Annotated in this window: 15 protein-coding genes; 1 reads left to right on the forward strand and 14 read right to left on the reverse strand. The window is 41.1% G+C overall.

Annotated elements, in window-relative coordinates; all coding sequences use genetic code 11:
• Positions 1-21 precede the first annotated feature (21 nt).
• Positions 22-903, forward strand: coding sequence for an alpha/beta hydrolase (locus IE199_RS07125; RefSeq protein WP_189768656.1), 882 nt, complete (start codon positions 22-24; stop codon positions 901-903).
• A 54-nt stretch (positions 904-957) separates the two neighbouring features.
• On the opposite strand, the gene IE199_RS07130 is transcribed toward IE199_RS07125, so the two are convergent.
• From IE199_RS07130 to IE199_RS07195, 14 genes are all read right to left on the reverse strand, one after another.
• Positions 958-1,578, reverse strand: coding sequence for a PEP-CTERM sorting domain-containing protein (locus tag IE199_RS07130; RefSeq protein WP_189768658.1), 621 nt, complete (start codon positions 1,576-1,578; stop codon positions 958-960).
• Positions 1,579-1,755: 177 nt separating this feature from the next.
• On the reverse strand, positions 1,756-4,170 hold the full coding sequence (locus tag IE199_RS07135) for a family 20 glycosylhydrolase (protein ID WP_189768660.1): 2,415 nt from the start codon (positions 4,168-4,170) through the stop codon (positions 1,756-1,758).
• Between the two features lie 8 nt (positions 4,171-4,178).
• Positions 4,179-5,111: a sugar kinase gene (locus IE199_RS07140; RefSeq protein WP_189768662.1), complete on the reverse strand. Its 933-nt coding sequence runs from the start codon at positions 5,109-5,111 to the stop codon at positions 4,179-4,181.
• A gap of 1 nt (position 5,112) precedes the next feature.
• Entirely contained in the window at positions 5,113-6,555 is a 1,443-nt protein-coding gene (locus tag IE199_RS07145; RefSeq protein WP_229854589.1) for a sodium:solute symporter family protein, read from the reverse strand.
• A 21-nt stretch (positions 6,556-6,576) separates the two neighbouring features.
• Entirely contained in the window at positions 6,577-6,963 is a 387-nt protein-coding gene (locus IE199_RS07150) for a RidA family protein (protein ID WP_189768664.1), read from the reverse strand.
• Positions 6,964-6,975: 12 nt separating this feature from the next.
• Positions 6,976-8,427, reverse strand: coding sequence for an N-acyl-D-amino-acid deacylase family protein (locus IE199_RS07155; RefSeq protein WP_189768665.1), 1,452 nt, complete (start codon positions 8,425-8,427; stop codon positions 6,976-6,978).
• 4 nt (positions 8,428-8,431) lie between these two features.
• Entirely contained in the window at positions 8,432-9,283 is an 852-nt protein-coding gene (locus IE199_RS07160; protein ID WP_189768668.1) for a MurR/RpiR family transcriptional regulator, read from the reverse strand.
• Positions 9,283-10,521, reverse strand: a complete 1,239-nt coding sequence (locus IE199_RS07165; protein ID WP_189768670.1) for an amino acid deaminase — start codon at positions 10,519-10,521, stop codon at positions 9,283-9,285. The genes IE199_RS07160 and IE199_RS07165 overlap by 1 nt, the downstream gene beginning before the upstream one ends.
• 177 nt (positions 10,522-10,698) lie before the next feature.
• Positions 10,699-11,631, reverse strand: coding sequence for a LysR family transcriptional regulator (locus IE199_RS07170; RefSeq protein ID WP_189768672.1), 933 nt, complete (start codon positions 11,629-11,631; stop codon positions 10,699-10,701).
• Positions 11,632-11,706: 75 nt separating this feature from the next.
• Positions 11,707-12,558, reverse strand: a complete 852-nt coding sequence (gene kynA / locus IE199_RS07175; RefSeq protein WP_189768674.1) for a tryptophan 2,3-dioxygenase — start codon at positions 12,556-12,558, stop codon at positions 11,707-11,709.
• Between the two features lie 17 nt (positions 12,559-12,575).
• Complete coding sequence (locus IE199_RS07180) at positions 12,576-13,940, reverse strand: FAD-dependent oxidoreductase (RefSeq protein ID WP_189768676.1); 1,365 nt, start codon at positions 13,938-13,940, stop codon at positions 12,576-12,578.
• A complete protein-coding gene (gene kynU / locus IE199_RS07185; protein ID WP_189768678.1) occupies positions 13,930-15,222 on the reverse strand; it encodes a kynureninase in 1,293 nt (430 codons plus the stop codon). The genes IE199_RS07180 and kynU overlap by 11 nt, the downstream gene beginning before the upstream one ends.
• A gap of 13 nt (positions 15,223-15,235) precedes the next feature.
• Entirely contained in the window at positions 15,236-16,261 is a 1,026-nt protein-coding gene (locus IE199_RS07190) for an amidohydrolase family protein (RefSeq protein WP_189768680.1), read from the reverse strand.
• Complete coding sequence (locus IE199_RS07195) at positions 16,261-16,818, reverse strand: 3-hydroxyanthranilate 3,4-dioxygenase (protein ID WP_189768682.1); 558 nt, start codon at positions 16,816-16,818, stop codon at positions 16,261-16,263. The genes IE199_RS07190 and IE199_RS07195 overlap by 1 nt, the downstream gene beginning before the upstream one ends.
• Between the last annotated feature and the right edge of the window lie 12 nt (positions 16,819-16,830).

Genomic DNA, 16,830 nt, shown 5'->3' on the forward strand with positions numbered 1-16,830 from the left:
AAAAACAGTTAATTAACCGTTATGTACCGAAATTTTGATTTAGCAACGCTTGAAAAAGAATATTCACCTAGTAGCTGCGTGGAGGATATCAATGTTTACATTGAACAATACATTGAACAAAGCAAAAAACAAAAACAACAGGCTAAATTAACTAATAGTTTGCGTGAAAATCTATCGTATGGTGCAAGCCCTGAACAAACATTAGATTTGTTTATTCCAAATGCGAACGTCCAATCTCAACACAAATTAATGGTGTATATTCACGGCGGTTATTGGCAAGAACTAAGTAAAGAAGAGTCATGTTTTGCAGCAGGTAACTTTCAGCAACATGGCATACATTTCGCCGTAATTAACTACACCCTCGCTCCTAAGGCAACGCTTAGCGAAATTGTTGCAGAAAATCGTCGAGCGCTTGCTTGGTTATTTCATCATGCACACGAGTTTGGTTATCAAGCAGATGAAATTTACCTAGCGGGAAGTTCTGCAGGTGCACATCTTGTGACTTTAATGGCGCTCACCGACTGGCATCAACACTTTGGTATTGAGTCGCAATTTATCAAAGGCATTTGTGCCGTCAGCGGTATTTATGACTTAACTCCAATTCAGCAAACATACATCAATGAACCATTGCAGCTTTCTCAGCAAGACGTATCTGTTTTTAGCCCGCTGTTAACAAAGGAGTTTTTGACAAAGTTTACGCAATGTAAAACCATCATTGCTTTGGGTGAAAATGAAACTCAAGAGTTCAAACGACAATCTTTAGAGTTCTATCAAATGGTATGTACGCAGCAGAAAAACTGTGAATTTAAACAAATCGCTAGCCGAAATCATTTTGACGTTATTTTAGATTTGGCTGACAGTAAATCTTGGCTATTTCAACAAGTGCTAAAACAAATGCAATAACAAAAAGGCGCTTTTAACAGCGCCTTTTTACCAATTATATGCAACTAGTTTTAATTAAGCTTTTCTGCGTCTTAACGCTAAGCCAAGTACACCTAAACCTAATATTGCAATTGACGTAGGCTCTGGAACACTCACTGAATCTGCGCGAGTAAAAATAAAGTTGTCATACTTAGTTGAAGTATTAGCACCGCCATTGCCAGCATCATCATTAAACGTTACTGAACTAATTGGCCCAGTTGCAGTAAAACCAAAGAAGCCTGCGCTACCAGAAGTGCCAACATTGTATGAGTTACCATCAATTGTGATCACAGTAAAATCACTTGTTGGATCTTCATTTGAGAAGTCAAAACCAAATGCTGAAATACCAAAATCAAAGTTGATTTTCATCGTATCTGGAACGTTACAACATTCAGTGTAGAAGTCTAAATGATTTGAATTGAAATAAGATGACGAGTTGCTAATTGACGTTTCAATATCAAAGCCATCCGCTGTGATTGAAAAGTCACCAAAATCCATATCAGTAAAGTTGCTTGTTGCGTCACCATCAAAGTTGTAGCTGTTTGAGATAGATGTTGCTGCTAAAAAGTCAGCTTCATTGTCATAAACAGTGATGATACCTGCGTTTGCAGTTGCAGAAAGGCCTAATGCTAATAGTGGTAAAATAAGTTTTTTCATTGTGCTACTCCTCAAAAACACTTAAATCAGTTAATGCTAGATATATGCCAACATTAATTAAGCTCATGAATTCATAAACTTACAAAAGGAGGAGTTTATTGCTCAATATCTAGTGTAAAAAATATAGACAAAGCGCTGGTTAAATTAACACAGCGCTTTAATGCAACAATCTTTTGCTTAGCGACTCTGCTTCATACAGGTATCTAACAGTCGTTCAGTAAACAAATTAGTTGCGATAATAATTTCACTGACCTGATTATGCCACCCTCTAAGTTTAGTCTTGATGCGCCTTGCTTCAGCGCGAGACATCTTAACGTTTGCTTGACAAGCCTGTGCAATCGTCAATGCAATGGTGTTAATTTGACGGGCTTGACGTGCAACCGGTAAAACTTGCTGTAATTTTGGTGCCCCTTTGATCAGCTTTATCACCGGCTTGTAATTGAAGTGCCATGCTCTAAGGGTATTAATGATAGCCTGCATGCTCGCTTTATCACCCTGTTTAAATTTTGTTAGCAAATAATCTAGCTGTGTTATGGTCAAGCTTTCCGCAGGTAAAAAATCAACAAAATAATTCAACTTTGCTCTTTGATGATACAGATCTTGCTGATACTTGATGTGATGTCGTGTGTAATAATTTGCCGGTTCTAACTGCTCAACTAACGACAACAAAGGTTTAATATCTGAATTAGCAAACGCTAAGCTTTGTAAACCATCTCTTAATTGCGCTTTATGTTTCAGCCCTAATTGATCTGCGAATTTATCCATAATGACAAGGCGTCGAAACATTTCGGCTTCATTAGTCATCGCCTTTTTTGACCAGAAGCGCTCAGCAATAACAAATAACCTTGGCCACGCTCTTAAATCCGTATTTTGCTCAGTGAGCAACTCAGCCCAGAGTGTTGCTTCACCACCTAAAATATTTTTTTGTTCCGTTGGAGCTATATTTCGCAGTAATTCAACTTGCTGAAAATCAAACTCTGGCAATACATTAATCGTTAATGGGTAAAACGTATTACCAATCAGCACACGCCCTTCTACTATTTTGTTTTTATTGGTGTTTAACTCAAAACGAGTAGGGCCCATCCAGCTATCAATACTAAGATTAATATCTTCTTTATTAAGCGCCATACGTTTATCTAATGTCGCTTTTTTAAACTTATTGTTATTTAATTTAACATAAGCATGTAATACATAATCATTGCGCTTCACCATAACAAGTTGCCCCGTTACAGCGCTGCCTTTTAAGCGAGGAATTTTGACACTATATGCCGTGACTGTATCCGCTGAAGTTAGTGCAACTGGTGCATCTGCTAGATTGCTGATTAATTCGTTACGATAATGATAGCTACTGCTTTGAGGTTGGTCGATGTAAAAGCCTGTCGATAATAATCCTTGATAACCTGCACTGGCAATAGTATTTAAGCTTTCCATGCCTCGCCAAGACTGTACCATAATATCTTTGGGTAAATCAGGGTGGAAAATTTCATCCCAGCCCATCATTTTTCTATCGTATTTGTTTAAGATATTTTGTACTTTTTTATTGAAATACACATGTAAATCATGCTCATCTTTAAGCTGGTGCTCTTGCATATAAGCTTGAATTTTTTCACTTTCTTGCCAGTGTTTGGGGTTAACTTCATCACCACCAATATGCAAATACACATCTGGAAATAAGCTCGTTAATTCTTTAACAACTTCTTCTACAAATATATAGACATCAGGGTTACTTGGATCCAATAAAGGTTCAAATACTCCCCAGCCATCTTCCATTTCATAGTTAGTATTTTTGCTCATCAATTCAGGATACGCCACAGCAATAGCTGACGCATGGCCTGGCACATCAAATTCAGGTACCACACGAATGCCTAGTTTACTGGCGTAAGATACCACATCTTTAATTTCTGCTTGTGTATAGTACTGACCGTCTGAGGCTTTTTGATGTAGCTTAGGATAGCTATTCAGTTCAATTCGCCAACCTTGATCGTCTGTTAGGTGCCAATGAAAGACATTAAGTTTTGCTGCCGCCATACCATCTAATTGACGCTTTACCGTATTAATCGATAAAAAGTGACGCACACTGTCCAACATAAATCCACGCCAAGGAAAGCGCGGAAAATCATTGATATTTAGTTCAGGCAAACGCTTTGAAATATAAAAGCTGTATAGCAACTGATGTAAACTCGCAATCCCCTGCAGCGCACCAAAATCGGTTTGCGCATAAATTGTAATGCCTTGTTGCTCTACTTTTAACTGGTAACTTTCATCCTGATGTAATTTGGGTAATTGATAACGAGTACTATTGCCTTGATTAACATTTATTTTAATCAAGGTTGCATTATCTGTGTTGTCGCTGGAAGGCCAGCCCAACGATGAGAGTTGCTTTGAAAATCGCTGGTGCAACGCAAGTGCTCTTTGTTCACTCATCCCCTCAATTTGCAAATTAAAGTGGCTTTTAAGCACTACTTCATTAGCCGATGTTAAAACCGACTTGGGGTATGGCATCAAAGGCAACAAGTTATTTGATGAAGCTTTGACAAAAAAAGACAAAACACCAGACAACAATAAAATACAGGTTAATAAATGCTTATTCATATGTCTTCTCAGTTAAAATTGGGCATCAAATCTGACATCGACTGACGGTCAATGATGGCGCCGGGGAATTGTATCACTCTTGCAGCCAATTGATGACCTTGTTGTGCAGAAACCTCTATCGACTCGCCAAATAAGCGTTTACTCAAATATCCAGCAGCAAACGCATCACCTGCGGCACAAGTATCAACGATTTGTTCAGCTTTTAATAAAACCGTGGGGACTTCAAAACAATTATCGCCATCAAAAACAACACAAGCCTGTGCCCCCTGTTTGATAATAGTTTCCCTTGTACCATATTGAAGAGCACGCTCAATTATCCCTTGAAAACTGCTATCGTTATAAATGGAAAATTCATCTTCATCAGTTAAAAATGCAATGTCTGCTAACGACATCGCTTGTTTATATGCGGTTAGATAATCTTTGCCCTTCCAGAGTAAAGGTCTAAAGTTATTATCAAATATCACCTTACCACCATGCGATTTAAACTGCTCTAAAGCCGAAAACAACGAGGCTCTATCCTGCTCATTAGTAATGGCTAAACTAATACCGCTAAAATAAAAATAACTATCAACGGGATACTTTAGAAACTGCTCAAAAGCTCCTGGATATGCACCTAAATAATAGCGAGCGGCACTGTCATCTCGTTGATAAACAAAACTGCGTTCACCAAACCTGTCGGTTTTTATACGATATCGTCCTGGCATGCGATCGACAATTTGAGTGACATAACGGGTATCTATACCTTCTTTTTTCCATTGAGCAATTAACAAACTGCTGTCGTGATCGGAACCCAGTGCCGTGGCATATCCTACCGCTAATTGGTTCGACATAGTTAGGCGGGTTAAATAAAGTGCAGTATTTAGCGTATCACCGCCAAAGCGGAACAAGCCATCTGCATGATCCTCCATCATGCATTCACCAAAACATACTAAAGTTTTCATACTACTCCATTAACTCTCGCTCACGAGACAATTTTTCTAGCGCTTGTTGTTCAGACAATTCGTCGGCTGGTGTTAATAATGTGGCCATTACACCTGCAATAAATCCTGCCAGTAACGCCGGTAATACGGGGTTACCCCAAAAAGCTAACCAGCCACTATGTAAACTAATCGCCAATGCGGTCACAGCAGCACTGAATAAACTCGCTAAAGCGCCTTGCCAGTTATACCTTGGCCAAAAGCGACCCAGCAAACCACAAACACACATACCTGCCATTAAAATAGAAATCATTTTAGTGATGTATGAAATAATATCGTCTGACAACAGAGCAAAAACCAAGGCAATCGCGATAGTTAAAACCAATGATAATCGTGACAGCCAAATCACTTTATTTGGAGGTGGCATTTTTCCGGTAATCATGCGGTATAAATCTCGTAATGCGACACTAACGCCAGCGATAGCATCAGAGCTAGCACTAGAAAGTGTTGCAGATATTCCCGCAATAATAATGAGCACTCCTAGCGCCAAAGGCATAACATGCAAGGCAATATGCGGAAAGGCAAATGAAGCGTTATCAAGTTCAGGCGCAATCGCAAAAGCTGCCATACCAATGATCGCAGGAATTATCGAAAAGCCTAAATATAAGAGTCCCGAATATACAAACGAACGGCGAATTGAACTTACATCTTTGCCAGAATAAATACGTTGGCGAAATGAAGGCGTTGCCAAAATACCCACTAAAATTGCCATCGCTAGCGATACACCGTGTAACAATCCAATTTTATCAATGGCAAACCATGAAAGGTTAGCGCTTGGCTGCGCGGCCATCAGTGCTTGCCAACCACCGACGTATTCAACAGAAAAATACGCCATTAATATAAAACCGGTAAACAATATCAGCGCTTGAATTGAATCTGTCCAAACAACCGCAGTATAACCACCTATCACCACATAAATAGTAAAACTTATCGCAATAAGCATTTTGGCGTAGGTAATATCAATACCAGTAAGCCAAGACAAATACATACCACCACCAATAACATGGGCACCAAGCCAGCCAATACAGGCAATATAAATAATGATGGCAAGTAAGTTTTTAATTAGGGGATTTGCGCCAACGTAGAAGGAGATTTCTTCACTCATGGTCATAAATTGGTATCGTCTTACTGGTGCAAATATCCAGGCCAACAATAAAATACCAATTGAACCACCAATACCATACAGGGTACCAGCCCAGCCATTTAGATAAGCAAAACCAACCGCTCCCATCGAGGAGCCAGTGCCAACCATAGTCGCTACCGTAGTTCCTAATGTCAGCAATAAAGGTAAGCTTCGACCTCCTAGTAGAAAATCTTCACCAGACTTTTGTCGTCTTGAAACCCACCAACTGAGTGTGATCATGGCCAGCACATATAGTGCAAAAGCTAGAAAAAAAATGCCTTCCACTGCAAATCCCCCCAGCGTTTGTTACGGCGCTTTGTAACAGGTAACGTCAACTTCCACTTTTACATCAACCACTAAGTCAGCAACCGCACAAATACGTGCTGGTGGATGTTCACCAAAGTACTCTTTGAACACTTTGTTAAATGATTGGAAATATCTGGCATCGGTTAAAATAACCTTAACGTGTACAACATCTTCTAAGCCGTAACCCGCGTCTGTCATAATTTTAACGCAGTTATCGATGGCTAAACGAGACTGTTCAACAATGCCACCTTCAACGACTTCACCATCTGTCATCGGTGTTTGACCAGAAACATATAACCAACCGCCAGCTTCAACAGCGCTTGAAAAAGGTAAATGCTGACCGCCTGTGCCAACGCCACCGTCGGCGCCATAACGTGTAATAGACATAATAAAAATCCTCTAATTAGAATAAGAATGTGTTAAAAATTTTCCGGGTCTTTTTTCATTTGAAGTGAGTACCCCCAAACTTTCCAGGTAGGTCATTTTGCCATTCACCCAAACGGAGTTAATGCCATCGGCTGCTGCAATTGGGTTGATAAAATTCGCTTTATCAATGATACGATTTGCATCAAAAAGCACTAAATCAGCAAAATAACCAGGGGCTATTAGCCCACGATTTTCCAGCTTAAAGTTATGCGCAGAAAGGCCGGTCATTTTATGCACCGCTTGCTCAAGACTAAATAATTTTTGCTCTCTGGCGTAACGCCCTAACACGCGAGGGAAAGCTCCCCATAGTCTTGGGTGTGGGTGTGGATCACAAGGCAAACCATCAGAGCCAATCATGCTTTTATCAAAGGCTAAAAACTGTTTTACGTCGTCTTCATTCATACCGTGATAAACAGCACCGGCAGGCATTAAACGCTTGGCGGCATCCATTAAACTGACTTGCCACACCTTAGCAATTTGCGCTAATGTTTGCCCCGCCATATCAGGCTCAGGGTCAGACCAAGTAATAAAGATCTCAAAATCCTCAGTCACTTGCCCTAGATCTAAGGTGCTAGAACTGGCGTGATAGGGGTAACAGTCACAGGCAATGTTTTGTTTTTCGCTAGCGTGTTTCACATGTTCAATGACTTCTCTTGCACGGCCCCAGTTTTGTTTGCCTGCACATTTTAAGTGTGAAATCACTACAGGCGAGTTGACCTTTCGGCCAAGGGTAAACGCTTCATCAAGCGCACCAATAATGCCATCAAATTCTGTGCGTAAATGGGTTGTGTAGATTGCATCAAATTCAGATAACAATGCTGCTAAGGCTTCGGGTTCTTCACTTAGTGATGCATTGGCATTTTTATAAGCAAGGCCTGTACTTAATCCTTTTGCACCTTGTTGCAATGCTTTATGCAGCAAGGCTTTCATTTGTTCTATTTGTTCAGGCGTGGCAGGCAACGACAAATCATCCATGACTTGGGCACGCAATGCGGTGTGACCAACTAACGCAACAACATTGACGTTAGCAGGATACTCTCTTAAATAAGCAATATATTCGGCCAGCTCGGCAAACTTAAATTCATCCACTTTACCCAGTAAGTTTATCGGGTCAACCGGTGGTGCCTGATGCGTGTATGGACTTGCACTAATACCGCAGTTACCAACTACCACAGTCGTTACACCTTGCGATAATTTGGCCAACATATTTGGGTTACGAACAACTTCTAAATCGTCATGGGTATGAACGTCGATAAAGCCAGGTGCTAAAACCAAGCCTTTAGCATCAATCACTTGTGTTGCTGGCATCTGAGCTAAGCAACCCATTGCTGTGATATATTGCCCTTCAACACCAACATCACATTGTTGAGCAGGTTTGCCTGAACCATCAATCACTAAGGCATTTTTAATTATTAAATCAAACATCTAATTAATCACCCAATGGCATACGGCCATTACTCTGGCGATGTTCATCTAAATGCAATTTTAATCGGCGTAACTTTTCACGAGACTTACGTTGATTTAACACCGCAAGTTCACTGGCTAAAATATCGATAGCTGCTAACATGGCATAACGCGAGGCACTGGGTTTAAAAATATAGTCACTTTCATCGGTGCAAATCGGTAAATGAATATCAGCGCTCCTTGCTAAATCACCGTCTGGGCAGATAGCGATGACTTTAGCACCATATTCTTGAGCGATATTTGCTGAGGTCAGCACATCTGGACTAATACCTGACAGTGATAAACATAAAATCACATCTTGTTCATCAACATTGGCTGCGGTCATACGCATCAGCATAGGATCAGAATAAGCATTTGATCTGACAGACAAACGGAAAAAGCGATGTTGGCACTCTTGTGCAAATACTGTGCTACCGCCGCCAACACCAAATACTAAACAATGCGCAGCACCGCTAATTAATTGGGCTGCAGCTTGTGCCACTTCAGTGGAAATCAAGCCGGCATTAAGTTGCAAAATCTGATGAATGGACTGGTAAACTTCTGGAATATGCTGGGTCTCTGTTTGAGCATCTTGATTAAAGCGCTCCCCTACTGCCGCCGACTGCGCCAACTGCAGTTTTAAATCCCTTACATTTTGACAATCGAGTGTTTTAGCTAAACGGGTAATAGTGGCATTACTCACCATGGCCTGCTGTGCTAAATCTTGAATGGAAAGACGACTGGCTAAGTCAACATCCTGTTGGATGAACTGCGCCACTTGCTGCTCTGCGGGGCGCATATGTGGCAAGCGTTGTTCAATTCGAGCAAGTATATCCATTAGAAAAATGTCTCGATTTGTTGATGAATAACATAATTCTCATCGGCAATATTAATAAAACGCCACTTGTCCATGGTTAAACAAGGGTGAGAAGTGGAAAAGACAATGATATCACCCACTTTCACATCATCATCAGCATGGGTTTTCACCATTAAATGTTGATCCATAATTTTTACTGACTGCCAATGTGAAGGTACTGTTTTAGGCGCACTATCACCGGACCTGAAATGTAATTCAGGGGTAGGTAAACCGGCATCAAAAGCCGCATCTCGTTTACCAAAACCAATGATCATTAACCCCGGCTCTGGCACTGAATGCACATAGGCCCAAATGGTTAAACTTGACACTAAATCACCACCGATATCACAAGCCAGTTGACTGCGCGACATCACACTCTGCTGTGCATCTTGATAAATGCCAGTATCGTGAATTAAGTAACAGCCCGGACGGATAACAGGCACAAAATCTATCGACGTATCCGTTGTTAGCTCTTTAGCAACTACATCATACCAAGCCGAACCAGCGCCAGTGATCAGCACCTGCTCAGCATCAAACACCTTTTGACTAACAAGCTCCTGACAAAGCTGTTTTATCTCAGAAACAAATTCAACAATTTTTTGCTCAGCGTTATCGCCATGAATAACACCTTCATAAAAGCTAAGGCCAGCCAAGGAGATACTTGAATACTTTGTTATCACATCAACAAGCGCACTGACATCTTTGAGGTCTCGCCAGCCACAACGACCACCAGGCACACCTATTTCTAACAGTACATTTATCGTCACTTGGTGTTGCTGGAAAAATTCGCCAAGCCAACGCAGATTATCAACAGAATCAACAAAGCAATAAAACTCAAAACTAGGATCTCTTAGAAGCTCGACTAGTTGTTCACAGTGATATTTACCAACCAACTGATTGGCCATAATCACGCGTCTAACACCATGCTGATAAGCAGAAATCACTTGAGGAATAGTCGCCAAACTGATCGCCCAAGCGCCGGTATCTAATTGTTGTTTAAACAGCGATGGCGACATAGTCGTTTTACCATGTGGCGCAAGCTTAACACCCGCTTGTTGACTAAAACGCTGCATCCATTGTGCATTTTGTTCTAATGCCGACTCACGTAGTACTGCTGCAGGTAACCCGACATCTTCCGCCAATAAATTCCAACCTTTATCGGCCAGCAATGTTTTATTACCAGTACCTTTATGGCTGTTAAACGCTCTATTTGAAGACACTGTCACTATCCTTTCTAAAAAATGTTACTTTTTATCATTAGATATGATTTATATTTGGTAATTTATAACATTCTTTATTTAGCGCTGTCTAGTTAGTTAACTTAAGGTTAGCAATAGAAACAGAGACAAACCATATAAAACAATAACTTAGATTTTTCTACGCCAATAGAATTTGCGTTAACTGGTGAGTTGTGAGGTAAGTAATTTGGCAAACAAGTTTGCTGGCTGTTCGATATTAATATGATTGCTATAAACTAAGTGCCAATAAACTTTTAACCCTTGTTTACCCAACGGAATTTGCACCACATCATCAGCCTTTGATTGACTCAAAAAGCTAGATAATTGTCGTTTTGAAAAAATAGATAAACCCAAGTTTTCTTTTACCAAGGTTAAAATGGCGTCATTAAACCCCACTTGTAATACCTTTTTGGGCAATATAGCCGCTGGTTGAAAAAACAGCTCAAACTCTCGATCTTTTTCGGGCACCGTTGAATTAGTCACATATGTTTGATCAGCAAAGTCCTCTGCGACTAAAAACGCTTTGTTAGCATCCTTATGATGTTTAGAAACACAAGCAACCAACTCATCTTCAACAATTGCAACTGTGGTGAATTGCTGTCTGTCGACATCAAACTGTGGTTTTCCCGTTGATAGTATCGCCATATCAACTTCGTGTTCTGCCAATGCGGCCAATGGCCTAATTGAAGACTGAGAAGTAATTTCCACTTCAATATTCGGTAAGGTTTGATTGAAACCTTTTAGCACCCCAGGCAACCAAGAAAACGACGCATAATGAGGTACACTAACACGCAATACTTGCTCCACACCGTCGGTTAACCTAGAAATATCATGTTCAGCAATGGCGAGCTCTTTTAATATTTTTTTCGCCGACACTAACAAACGCTGCCCAGCATTAGTCATAAAAATACGACGACCACGTCGATAAAATAACTGGGTATTTAAGCGGCGCTCTGCCTCCCGAATACGATTAGTTAATGCGGGTTGGGTAATAAAAAGCGCTTGAGCGGCTTCCTTGACCGTTTCGTGTTTTTCTAGCTGACAAATCATCTTTAAATGACTAATTGAAAGCTGACTTCTTGATATATCCATGGCGCTCAAATTCATTCAAACATTGAATGAGTCTACCTTAAAAAAATAGTTTTTTATTATCTTTTTTTACGTAGATTATAAATGAGTACGCAGCTCAAATAACTCAGGAAAAAAGCTTATATCTAGCGCTTTTTTCAAGAAACTCACCCCACTTGAGCCACCGGTCCCCATTTTATTGCCAATGATCCGCTGCACTGTGTACATATGTTTAAAGCGCCACTGTTGAAAGGCATCTTCAATATCTATGAGCTTTTCAGCCAGTTCGTAGAGTTCAAAATGTGTATCGGCTTGACGATAAACCGTTAACCACGCTTGCAGCACTGATTCATTTTTTTGATAAGGCTTGGAAAAGTCACGCTTTAATACGCAGTCATCTATTTTCATACCTTGTTGTGCCAGCACGTTAATGACTTCTTCATATAAACTCGGCGCTTCTAGTACCGCTTTCAGTTCTTGATACACTGGCTCGTTTGACTGGTGTACTTTGAGTAGATCAGCATTTTTATTGCCCAGCAAAAACTCAAGTTTGCGATAACCATAAGATTGAAAACCCGATGAGTGACCCAAGTCATCACGAAATTGCAAATAATCAACCGGGGTTAATGTCGATAATATTTGCCAAGATTGTGTTAACTGGTTAAGGATCTGTTTTACCCGTGAAATCACCTTAAACGCATGACCAAAATCGGCTTGTTTGATGTTTTCAAGCGCCGCGGTTAATTCGTGCCCTGCGAGTTTTAACCAAAGTTCGCTAGTTTGATGAATAGTGATAAACAACATTTCATCATGTTGATTTGATAACGGTTTTTGTGCCGACAATATTTGGTCTAAATGTAAATAGTCGCCGTAAGACATGTCATTGTTAAAGTCAGTATGAATTGATTCTTCTAACTCGCGATAATTTTTATTGTGATGCGGACAAGACATGATGTTCTCCTAGTAGCTTAACTTAAGCGCTGATTGGCAAGGGCAAATAAATGTCGATATACACCGTCGTCTTGCCAACATTCATGGATGTTAGGCATCGCCATGATTTGATCCATAATGTCATTTTGTATATCACCAACAGAAAGTGCGGTTTTATAGGGTATATCAGGTGAGAAAGTCACCATAGAGTATAAAGGTACCCATAATTCGGGATGGCGACGTTGAAATTCCGCTTCAATTTTTTTACGTAATAAAAAGTTAGCATCACCCGCTTTATCACTCATCTCGGTAAAGTTACGTTTGGCTAATTCAATAATGGCATCACCATTTTCTTTGCGCTCAAGTTGATACGCCGCCAAAATCTCTGGCCAGTTATCTTCATATTGATCAACTAACTCAGCCAGTACACGGCAATCCTCAAAACCGCAATTCATGCCCTGACCATAAAAAGGCACCATGGCATGGGCTGCATCACCGATTAATGCTACGGCATCATTCACCACCCAAGGATAAATATGAACCAAACACAGTGGCGCTGCCGCTTTTGCCATAAACTGCTCAACAGGGTTTTCTAACAAACCCATAGCATCAGCAAAATACTGATGAAAAAAGTCACTCACTTGTGACTTGTCTTGTAATGAACTAAATGACAGCGGACCTTCTAAATCCATAAACAACGTACAAGTAAATGAACCATCAGGGTTAGACAGGGCTATTAACATAAAGTCTTTTCGCGGCCAGATATGCAGGGCATTTTTATCCAACTGATGCTCGCCATTCTCACCTGCGGGAATAGACAACTCGATGTAACTGGTTGGCATATATTGCAAACTATAACTGATACGTTGTTTTGGCAGCTCCTGCATCAACCGCCTAACTTTTGAAAATGCACCATCAGCACCAAACATAATATCGGTTTGATGATTGATCTGTTGATTTGCATCATTCAAATAAAGTGCAGTGTTGTTATCAAAATTGTACTGTGTCAAACGGTGTGAAAAATGCACACGCACCTTATCTTGTTGCTCTGCTAAGGTAATAAGTTGTTCATTGATACCAGAGCGAGATACCGACCAAATCGCTTGGCCTTCTTGGCCATATGGTTGTGTGGTTAAGTTACCTGCCAAGTCATGCATGACTCGGCGATACATAGGAATAGCGTTATCACGAATTTCTTGGTCAATACCAACCGCATTTAACGCTTTCCAGCCACGGTCAGACAAAGCCAAGTTGATCGACTTCCCCTGATAGATATTGGTTTGTCTAGAATCAGGACGAGATTCAAATAAGTCGATCGCATAACCTCGCTTAGCTAACATTAATGCTAACAGCGCACCAACAGGGCCTGCGCCATTGATAGCAATATTCGGTTTAGCGCTCATGTTGATACTCCCTCAGCAAGGTGTTTAAACGACAGCCAAATTGATAGACATCTTCAAACGAGTTATACAGAGGTACAGGCGCTAAACGCACCACATCTGGCTCACGAAAATCGGCAATAACGCCGGCATTGGTTAACGCTTGGAAAAATGACTTATCAGTGCCAATAAGTTTTACCGATAATTGACAGCCTCTTTGCATAGGCTCAATAGGTGTAATAATTTGCAGCTTAATATGCTCAAACTTTGCCACGACATCATTAAAAACAAATTCTAAAAAGGCAGTGAGTTTTAAACTTTTTGCCCGTAAGTTTTCAATGCCTGCTTGGGCAAAAATATCGAGTGAACTTTTTAACACCGCCATGCCCATAATCGGTACATTACTCAGTTGCCACCCCTCTGCCCCCGACATAGGTTCAAAGGTATTTTCCATTAAAAAGCGACGCTCTTTGTTGTGTCCCCACCAGCCGCCAAATCGAGGAATGCTTGTATCTTGTCCGTGCTTATCATGAACGAAAATACCGCCGACATTACCTGCGCTACCATTTAAATATTTGTAGGTACACCATGCAGCAAAATCTACCTGCCAATCATGTAAATGAAGTGGCACATTACCAACGGCGTGAGCTAAATCAAAACCAGCCAGCGCACCAACATCATGGGCTGCTTGTGTCAGTTTCTTCATATCAAACAGCTGACCGGTAAAATAATTCACCCCACCAAAAAACACTAAAGCCAACTCATCTTGGTGCTCAGCAATTGCATCTAAAATATCTTGTTCGTCAATTAGGTGCTGACCTTCACGTGGCGCGATTTCAATAATGGCATCATCAGGGTCAAAACCGTGGTGTCGTACTTGCGTTTCTAACAAATAACGATCTGATGGAAACATCTTTGCTTCGCTGATGATCTTGTATTTTTGTTTGGTCGGGCGATAAAAACTCACAAACAGCAAATGCAAATTGGTGGTCAGTGAATTCATACACACCACTTCGCTGTCATTAGCACCAACAAGCTGAGCGCTGGCTGGAGTTAATAATTCATGATAACTCACCCATGGGTTTGTACCATAAAAATGTCCTTCAACACCCCACTTTGCCCAATCATTTAATTCTATGTCGAGATAATCTCTAGCCGCTTTGGGCTGTAAACCTAACGAATTACCGGTGAAATACAACACTTGTTGATCATTGATGATCGGGTGCAAAAATTGTTCACGATAATCGGCTAAAGTATCTTCACGGTCGAGTTGTTGCGCAAAAGCCAAAGTATTTTCAAAGGTCATGATAAGTCTCGTATCAATTAGCTTGGGGAAGTGAAAAAAACTGCCTAGCATTGTCAGCCAGTAATTGCTGTTTTTGTTGCTTGGATAAATCTGGTGCGGTTTTAATTAACTGCCCCATTTGTTGTTCACCCAGTGGGAAAGGGTAATCTGTGCCAAACAATAACTTGTCTGTGGTCATTTTCTTAACCAATAGGGTTAATGCATCATGGTCGAACACAGCAGTATCTAGGTAAAAACGGTCAAGGTAATAACTGGGTGGATGCGCTGATTTACCCCGTGCAATATCACGATGTAACCAAGCATTTTCTAATCGCCCTAACAAAAAGGCAAACGCACCTCCGCCGTGGGCAAAACATATTTTCAAATCTCGGCTGACTCGGTCAAACCCGCCACCCAAGATCATAGACACAATAGACAATTGTGTTTCAGCTGGCATGCCAACCGTCCAGCCCATCATATAATCTTTGGTGCGCTCTGCTGCCATCATGTCCCAAGGGTGGACAAATACAGGAATATGCTCAGCGGCACAATGCTGCAAAAAAGTGAGCACTGCTTCATCATCCATGTTTTTATTACCGACATGGTTGCCAATTTGAATACCAACATGGCCAGATGCCATCGCTCTGCTCGCTTCTTTACATGCGGTATCGGCACATTGCAAGGGCACTTGTGCCATAGCGAATAGCCGCCCTTGCCCTTGTTGACATATTTCAAGCGCCGCGTCGTTAAATAACTGAGCGCAATAAAGTGCTTGTTCAACCGGTTTTTGGTAAGCAAATAAAATGGGCGTGGCAGAAATAATTTGTTGGCTGACACCTTGAGCATCCATTTCAGCTAATCGAACTTGTGGATCCCAGCAAGCAGCATAAATAGGACGAAAAGCTTTATCCCCTTTCATCAACATGGCTTTGCTGTAACCGCTTTCATTCTTATCATTGTCGCTGTGTTTTAGCCATGGCCAGTCGTCACCACCAAACTTGTCTTGCAGACTTGGCCAAGTTTTTGGAAAAAAATGAGAGTGAATATCTACCACTTGCATTATGCATTATCCTCAAGTGTTACCCAGCCCGCAGGCGGCTCTTTGCCAGGATGTAATCTGCCACAATCCGGGCAAGTTCTTGCAGCTTCATTTTGGTAAAACGCTTGATAGACTGGCGGTAAATCATCAACAATTGATTTTAATGTCACCTCAGTTCTATGTACTAACGCACCGCAATCAAAACAATACCATTCAAAAGCATCTTTAGCGCCATCTGGCCTTTTGGGTTCAATCACCAACCCAATACTGCCGGGCATTGGGCGCTGTGGTGAATGCCTGACATGTTTGGGTAAAAAGAAAATATCACCTTCGCGAATAAACACATCTTTGCACTGTCCGTCTTCAATCACTTTCAGCACCATGTCGCCTTTAAGTTGATAGAAGAACTCTTCAACGGGATCATCATGAAAATCCGTTCGTTGGTTTGGCCCACCAACGACAGTGACCATCATGTCGGTGTCTTGCCAAATTTGTACATTACCTACAGGTGGCTTAAGCAGGTGTTTATGCTCGTCAATCCACGCTTGAAAATTAAACGCTGCAAGATTCGCTTTCATTGGTGACTCCTG

The organism is Thalassotalea marina (assembly GCF_014656435.1).
Lineage (GTDB): Bacteria > Pseudomonadota > Gammaproteobacteria > Enterobacterales > Alteromonadaceae > Thalassotalea_C > Thalassotalea_C marina.